7 protein-coding genes are annotated in these 7,378 nt (G+C 66.3%); 6 read left to right on the top strand and 1 reads right to left on the bottom strand.

Features of this window, described 5'->3' with window-relative positions; genetic code table 11:
- Positions 1-613, top strand: a 613-nt coding sequence (locus RT123_RS14770) for a M24 family metallopeptidase (RefSeq protein WP_313009926.1), incomplete at its 5' end; no start/stop codon positions are given.
- Here RT123_RS14770 and RT123_RS14765 read toward each other — a convergent pair.
- Positions 610-2,361 (bottom strand): patatin-like phospholipase family protein, encoded by a 1,752-nt coding sequence (locus tag RT123_RS14765; RefSeq protein WP_313009924.1) that lies wholly within the window; start codon positions 2,359-2,361, stop codon positions 610-612. The genes RT123_RS14770 and RT123_RS14765 overlap by 4 nt on opposite strands.
- Before the next feature lie 767 nt (positions 2,362-3,128).
- On the opposite strand from RT123_RS14765, the gene serS reads away from it, so the two are divergent.
- From serS to RT123_RS14740, 5 genes are all read left to right on the top strand, one after another.
- Complete coding sequence (gene serS, locus RT123_RS14760) at positions 3,129-4,616, top strand: serine--tRNA ligase (RefSeq protein WP_313009923.1); 1,488 nt, start codon at positions 3,129-3,131, stop codon at positions 4,614-4,616.
- Complete coding sequence (gene surE, locus RT123_RS14755; RefSeq protein WP_045810750.1) at positions 4,616-5,410, top strand: 5'/3'-nucleotidase SurE; 795 nt, start codon at positions 4,616-4,618, stop codon at positions 5,408-5,410. Before serS ends, surE begins: the two co-directional genes overlap by 1 nt.
- Positions 5,407-6,051 carry a protein-L-isoaspartate(D-aspartate) O-methyltransferase gene (locus RT123_RS14750; RefSeq protein ID WP_313009920.1) on the top strand — a complete coding sequence of 215 codons (645 nt, stop codon included), beginning with the start codon at positions 5,407-5,409 and terminating at the stop codon, positions 6,049-6,051. The genes surE and RT123_RS14750 overlap by 4 nt, the downstream gene beginning before the upstream one ends.
- Before the next feature lie 31 nt (positions 6,052-6,082).
- On the top strand, positions 6,083-6,787 hold the full coding sequence (locus RT123_RS14745; protein WP_313009918.1) for an OmpA family protein: 705 nt from the start codon (positions 6,083-6,085) through the stop codon (positions 6,785-6,787).
- A 103-nt stretch (positions 6,788-6,890) separates the two neighbouring features.
- Positions 6,891-7,378, top strand: a 488-nt coding sequence (locus RT123_RS14740) for a LysM peptidoglycan-binding domain-containing protein (protein WP_313009928.1), incomplete at its 3' end; no start/stop codon positions are given.

Raw genomic sequence — 7,378 nt, 5'->3', positions numbered from 1 at the left:
GTTGCTGCTGGTGGACGGCGGCGGTCAGTATCTGGACGGCACGACCGATGTGACCCGCACCATGGCGGTGGGCGAGCCGAGCGAAGATCAGCGCCACAAGTTCACCCTGGTGCTGAAGGCGCATATCGCCATGGCGACGATCCGCTTCCCGGCCGGGACCAGCGGCATGGCGCTGGACGCCATTGCAAGGGCGCCGATGTGGGCGGCGGGGCTGGATTACGATCACGGCACCGGCCACGGCGTCGGCAGCTATCTGGGGGTCCACGAGGGGCCGCAGCGGATCGCGAAATGGGGCACTTCCCAGCCGTTGCTGGAAGGGATGATCCTGTCCAACGAGCCCGGCTATTACCGCGAAGGCCATTGGGGCATCCGCATCGAGACCCTGCAGGTGGTGACGCCTGCAGCGGTTCCCGAGGGCGGCGAGCGGCCGATGCACGGGTTCGAGCAGCTGACGTTCGCGCCGATCGACCGCAAGCTGATCGCGGTCGAGATGCTGACGCCAGACGAGCGGGCCTATGTCGACGCCTATCACGCCGAAACGTTGGCCAAGGTCGGCCCGTTGATGGATGGCGAGGCGCTGGACTGGCTGAAGCGGGCCTGCGCGCCGCTTTAAGGGGCAGGTGAGGGCACCGGGGGCGCGGTGGGGCAATGCCGCATCTGGGTGACGGGGCAGGCAAGGTCGGCGAGCGCTGCCTTTGTCGCCTCGTAGCCGATGGCGACGGGGCCGTCGTAGGTCTTCCAGTCGCGAATGTCGCTGCCGGCGACCTGGGGCAGGATCAGGACGTCGGCGTCGGCGCGCGACTGCGTCATCTCGACGTCGGTGGTGATGGTGGCCGAGCGCATCAGGATCGAGACGATGGGCGGGCCGGCCTTCCAGGCGCCGGACAGGACCCATTTCCACCAGGACGGCGGATTCTCCAGCGCCTGGGGATCGACGCCGCGCGTCTGGGACATGTCCACGCCGATGATGGGGCCGCTGTTCAGCTGGCGCATCACGCTGGTGGGGAAGTTCTTCAGAACGGCGCCGTCCACCAGCACCTGACCGTCCATGACGACCGGCGGCAGGACGCCGGGAATGGCGATTGAGGCGCGCATGGCCCGCCGCATCAGGCCCGTGCGATGCGCCTCGATCCGGCCCGAGGTCAGGTTCGACGAGACGGCGAAGAAGGGCAGGGCCAAGTCCGCCAGGTCGATGTCGCCGTAAGCCTGTTCCAGCAGACGGGCGACCTTGCGGGCGCGAGACATGGCGATGATCGGCACGGCGAGGTCCGCCAGCGGATCGGACTCGACGAAGGCGCGCCGGATCTCGAAATCCAGCCGTTCGAAGGACCAGCCCAGGGCCGGGCCGGCGGCGACGACCGCGCCCATAGAGGCGCCGCCTGCGAAGTCGATGGGCACCTTGGCCTCTTCCAGGGCCCGGATCGCGCCGATGTGGCAATAGGCCCGCGCGCCGCCGCCGGACAGAACCAGTCCGACCGCCGTGCCGGTGACGACGCGGGCGATGCGCTCGGCGTCGGTGGCCAGGCCTTCGACGCAATGGAACCAGCGATCAGGCTGCAGGGCATCCAGCCAGACGCGCGTGTTGGCCGGGTGATGCATGCGCGGATCGCGCAGCAGAATCAGGTCGGTCAGGCGGCGGCCGTCACCGAAGCCTTGGCGGCGCGGCACGGCGGACGGCGGCGCCAGAAGGCCGCTGCCGACGATGAACATCCGGTCCACCTGACGCGCGCACAGGCTGGCCCAGGCGGGCTGATCCTGCTCGGCGACATAGAGGACATAGTCGTGGTCGCCCTCCACCCGGCTGAACCATTCCGAAGCCGAGGCCAGGGCCGACTGGTCGATGACCTGGCAGGTGAAGCCCATGGCCTGGATGGCGGCGGCGATGCGTTCGACGAAGGCCCGGATGGGCCGGGGACGGGCCGAGACGAAGCCGAAGACGCTGGGCTCGGATGCGCCGGCGGTGCGTTCGCGGGCGCGGTGGATCATCAGCCGCGACAGCTCGACCATCAGGTCCGGCTCGGTCCTGGCGGCCTCGAAGAAGGCTTCGCGCGGCAGCGCCAGAATCTCGCTGTCCCTCAGGGCGACGACGGTTGCGGTGTGCGGCGTGCCGGCCAGCATGGCCATCTCACCCACCGGCTCGCCCGCCTTGATCACGCCCAGCATGTGCGGCGGTTGATCCGCCTCCATCCGAAACACGCCCAGACGGCCGGAGCGGACCAGATACAGGGTGTCGGCCGGATCGCCCTCGGTGAACAGCGGCTCGCCGCCGGTCAGAGCATACCAGCTGGCCCGGTCGACCATGCGACCTTCGAAGATGCGCGCGAGCGAGGTCGCCAGCGTGTCGGGGCGAAGCGTGGCCATGATGCGTTTGTAGGCGCGATTCTGGGGCGGGTGAATGGGATGTTTGGACGTGCGACGGCGCCTTCGCGCTATCGCTGCGAAGTCTGGAGGGCTGGGCGGAGCGCCGGGCGTTCGCCCGGAGTTCTGTGGTTTGAATTACCGTTTCGACGAAGGGTGTGACGCTCCGCGCGGGGGGTTGGCCTGCAAGCTCGGGGCGCCGAGCGGTGGCGGTCTTATCGCCTAACCCCATAAGCCTGCGACGGGCGGGTCGGAGCAGCGATCCCCGATCCCCGGTTCGGCCGAGTATCCCCCTCGACCCTGCGACGCGACTGCGGACGCCGGGGCGACTCCCCGACCGATCAGCCCCGGCGCCGCGATGGAGTCTCACCATCGCCCCCGTTCCCTCCGCTCCCGCCGCCGCAAGGTCGCAGGCCAGGTGAGCCCTCCATGCGACGAGACAGGGGCATTATGGGGCCGTTTGACTTCGTGGATGGAAGACGTGGGACATAAATCGGCAAGCGGTTGAAATCGCTGCGGATGGACCAGCGGCATTGCGATGGCTGAGCATCGTCTCCTCCCCATTCATGGGAGGTGGCTCGAAGCGCAGCGGAGACACGGAGGGGCTCTTCAGCGCATCGCGGCGCTTAAGCGGCGTCTAAAATCCCTCCACCGCTTCGCGGTCCCCCTCCCCATTGCATGGGGAGGAGACATTAAGCTTCTCGCGTTGCCCGATTCCGCGTGGGCGGGTAGAGCGTTCGGCTTCTCCCGCCCAGCCGAAGTTTCAGACCATGCACGACATCAGAGCCATTCGCGAGAACCCCCAGGTTTACGTGGCGGGCTGGTCGTTGCGCGGGGTGGATGAGGCCGACGGGCTGGTGGCGGACATCCTGCGGCTGGACGCCGAACTGCGCCACGCCCAGACCACGGGCCAGGACGCCCTGGCCAAGCGCAATGCGGCCTCCAAGCTGATCGGCGCTGCGATGGGGCGTAAGGACATGGCCGAGGCCGACCGGCTGAAAGCCGAGGTCGAGGCGCTGAAGGGCGATATCGCTGCGGCGGCCGAGGTCGAGGCGCGTGTCGGCAAGGAACTGCGCGACCTGCTGGCGGCGCAGAAGAACCTGGCGGCCGAGGACGTGCCGGACGGCGAGGACGAGGCGGGCAATGTCGAGGTCTCGACCTGGGGCGTGCCGCGTCGCACCGGTCCGGCCAAGGACCACGCCGACCTGGGCGAGGCCCTGGGGATGCTGGACTTCGAGGCGGCGGCCAAGATGTCGGGCGCTCGGTTCGCGGTGCTGAAGGGGCAGTTGGCGCGGCTGGAACGGGCCGTGGGCCAGTTCATGCTGGATATGCAGACGGATCAGCACGGCTATCTGGAAGTGAACCCGCCGTATCTGGTGCGCGACGAGGCGATGTTCGGCACGGGGCAGTTGCCGAAGTTTAAAGATGATCTATTTCGGCACAAGCAATTCGGTGAGACGGAAGAAGACTTAGCGATCGACGTGGCGGCCTATTTCTCAGACTTCCAATATGATCCCGAACACGAGCCAACCGATAAGGTTTTGCCTGACCGGATACACGGCAAAGAAAGTCTTAGCTGGGAACTTTACAGCCACATTAAGGATGCTGTCCTCAGTCTTGAGGAACCTAAGCGCTGGGGGGGGCGTAACCATTGGCTCATCCCCACTGCCGAAGTCTCTCTGACCAATCTCGTGCGTGACACCATCCTGTCTGAGGACGCGCTGGCGACGCCGATGCGGATGACGGCGCTGACGCCGTGCTTCCGGGCCGAGGCCGGGTCGGCGGGGCGCGATACGCGCGGGCTGATCCGCCAGCACCAGTTCTCGAAGGTCGAGATGGTGTCGATCACACGGCCGGAGGACAGCGACGCCGAGCACGAGCGGATGACGGCCTGTGCGGAGGCGGTGCTGAAGGCGCTGGAGCTGCCGTTCCGGCGGATGCTGCTGTGCAAGGGCGACATGGGCTTTTCGGCGCAGAAGACCTTCGACCTGGAGGTCTGGCTGCCCAGCCAGGGGACCTATCGCGAGATCAGCAGCTGCTCGAACTGCGGAGACTTCCAGGCGCGGCGCATGGATGCGCGGTTCAAGCGCGCCGGCGAGAAAAAGACCGAGTTCGTCCATACGCTGAACGGATCGGGCCTGGCGGTCGGCCGGACGCTGGTGGCGATCATGGAAAACTATCAGCAGGACGACGGGCGGATCGCCGTGCCAGCGGTGTTGCAGCCCTATATGGGCGGTCTGCAGGTCGTGGGCGGCTGATGCGTATTCTTCTGACCAACGACGACGGCATCGAGGCCGAAGGTCTGGAATGCCTTGAGCGGATCGCGCGCACGCTGAGCGACGACGTGTGGGTGTGCGCGCCCGCCGTCGAGCAGTCGGGCAAGGGGCGGGGGATCACCCTGACCGAACCGCTGCGGGTGCTGAACCTGGGCGAGAAGCGGTTCGCGGTGACGGGCACGCCGACCGACTGTGTCGTGCTGGCGGTCAACGACCTGATGCCGGAGAAGCCCGATCTGGTGCTATCGGGCGTCAATCGCGGGCACAATATAGGCGAGGACGTCAGCTATTCCGGCACAGTGGCGGGCGCCTTGCAGGGGATGGCGTTCGGCATCCGCTCCATCGCCCTGAGCCAGAGCCTGGAGCGGTTTCACGACGAGGTGGTCGCGCATTGGGAGACGGCTGAGGCCTTCGCGCCTGCGATCATCAGCCGCCTGCTGGAGCAGAAATGGGCGAACGGGGTGGTGATGAACCTGAACTTCCCCAACCGGCCGCCCGAAGCGGTCGATCAGGTCGAGGTGACGACCCAGGGCTTCCGCAACGTCGGCGAGATGCATGCGGTGCGGCGCACGGACCTGCGCGGGCGGGACTATTACTGGATGAGCTTCCGGGGGGAGAAGCAGGAGCATGCCGAGGGCACGGACCTGCGGGCCATCGAGGAGGGGCGGATCTCGGTCACGCCGCTGCATATCGACCTGACGCACATGACCAGCGTGAATGACCTGAAGAAGGTGCTGGGCGGGGCGCCGCCCAAGAGCGTGGCGACCGCCGCATGAATCTGCACGACGACCACGCCGGGCGCTTGATCCTGTCGCTGCGGCAGCAGGGGGTTACGGACCCGCGCGTGCTGAAGGCGATGGAGAGCATCGACCGCGCGGTCTTCGTGCATGAGAAGTTCCTGGATCAGGCGTGGGAGGATCAGGCCCTGCCGATCGACTGCGCTCAGACGATCAGCCAGCCCTATATCGTCGGACTGATGACCCAGGCGCTGGAGGTGCAGGCGCGTCACCGGGTGTTGGAGATCGGTACGGGCAGCGGGTATCAGTGCGCGGTGCTGAGCCGGCTGGCGCGCTATGTCTATTCGGTGGAGCGGTATCGCAGCCTTCTGGTCGAGGCCGAGGCGCGGCTGCGGGTGCTGAAGATCGAGAACGTCATCACCAAGCACGGCGACGGCGGCCTGGGCTGGGCTGAACAGGCGCCCTTCGACAGGATCATGGTCACCGCCGCCTCGCCCACCGAGCCGACCGAACTGCTGAAACAGCTGAAGCCGAACGGGGTGCTGGTCGCGCCTGTGGGGCGCACGTCGGTGCAGATGCTGCATCGCTACGTCGGGCAGGGCGACGGGTCGTTCCACCGCGAAAGCCTGACGGAAGTGCGTTTCGTTCCACTGGTCGAGGGGACGGCGAAGGAGGGGTGACAGCTGTGGGTTGAGCCTGCATGGTTCACCGATGGTTCGCCTGAAGCTCGCAACAGCAATCCTGATGTTTTCTGCGTCAGTAGCCAGCGCGCAGACTTGGCCGGTATGTTTCGATGTGGACGAGAATCTATCGTCCGAGGGCTACGCAAGTTTGCGTTCTGCGAATGCAGCGTTTGACCAGGCGGCCGACTGGCGCGCCTCCGCCACTCTCTTCCGACAAGCTGACTATAGGGCTGACGATAGCGTCGCATTCGAGCGGACGAACACAGCCTTTATCGAGGCGGTTCGGACCGGTTTTCCGCCGACGATAGCTGTAGTGACGGCCTATGAACCCTTGCCTGAGGGGTGTCTCGCGATTGAGGTGAAGCACCACGACAGACTTCAACCGCCCACACTCTGGCACTATCATGGGGTTTTTTTCGAGAGCGGTAGCACCGTCGTCGATCGAAAATGGGATTTCCGGCTTCGCCTTTATGCCGCGACATACCGACCCGGAACTCGCGTCATTCTGCAAGGGTATGCGGATACACTTGGTTCACCTGAAGCCAACTTGGCGCTCAGTCGCAAACGTGCAGAGGCGGTGGCGGATGCTTTCATTCGGTTGGGCGTTCGGGCCGAGGACATCGAGGTCACGAGCTTTGGAGAAACCAACTTGATGAGACCGTCATCAGATGAAACATCGGAGTCTATGAATCGCCGTGTTTGGATCGAGATGCGCGAAGCGGCACCCCGTTAACCTTCGCGCCCCAATTCCGTGCGGTTTGCGGGGTTGGCTTATGGGGCGCGAGCGGGCACACCGGGCGGGCGAGTTTAACCACGAATGGGAGCAGCCGGTGGCGATGATTTCGGGCTGGATGAGAGCGGCTCTGGTCGCGGGGGCGGCGTTGAGCACGGCGGCCTGCATCAGCTATCCTTCGGAGCCGCGCTATTCGACGCATGCGAACCCGGCGCCGGCCTATGGTCCGGGGCAGGGCGCCTACCCGCAGCAGCCGACCTATCCGAACGCCGGCCAGAATCCGAACCAGCCCTATCGTCCCGCCCCTTATGAATCGCCGCCGCCCGCGACGGCGCCGATCGGTCAGGTCGATGGCGGAGCCTTGCCGCCGACGGTCAACGTCGGTCCGAGCCAACCGACCTATCAGCCTCCGGCGTCGCAGCCGCCCGCCTACACGCCGTCCTATCCGTCTTCGTCGGCCCCGGTGCGTCCGGGCGCGGCCTATGTGATCCAACCGGGCGACACGATCTCGGGCGTGGGACGCCGCTTCCAGACGCCGGTGCAGACGCTGATCGATCTGAACGGACTGGGGCCTCGCGGGGCGATCACGAC

Source organism: Brevundimonas vesicularis, from assembly GCF_032067225.1.
Taxonomy (GTDB): Bacteria; Pseudomonadota; Alphaproteobacteria; order Caulobacterales; family Caulobacteraceae; genus Brevundimonas; species Brevundimonas vesicularis_F.
The sequence above is the reverse complement of the archived record's forward strand: the minus strand, read 5'-3'. Positions and strand labels throughout refer to the sequence as shown.

What these genes read in the sequence shown, in the direction of transcription:
- RT123_RS14765 (WP_313009924.1), bottom strand. Translation starts at nt 2,361, where the DNA reads ATGGCCACGCTTCGCCCCGACACGCTGGCGACCTCGCTCGCGCGCATC.
- serS (WP_313009923.1), top strand. Translation starts at nt 3,129, where the DNA reads ATGCACGACATCAGAGCCATTCGCGAGAACCCCCAGGTTTACGTGGCG.
- surE (WP_045810750.1), top strand. Translation starts at nt 4,616, where the DNA reads ATGCGTATTCTTCTGACCAACGACGACGGCATCGAGGCCGAAGGTCTG.
- RT123_RS14750 (WP_313009920.1), top strand. Translation starts at nt 5,407, where the DNA reads ATGAATCTGCACGACGACCACGCCGGGCGCTTGATCCTGTCGCTGCGG.
- RT123_RS14745 (WP_313009918.1), top strand. Translation starts at nt 6,083, where the DNA reads ATGGTTCGCCTGAAGCTCGCAACAGCAATCCTGATGTTTTCTGCGTCA.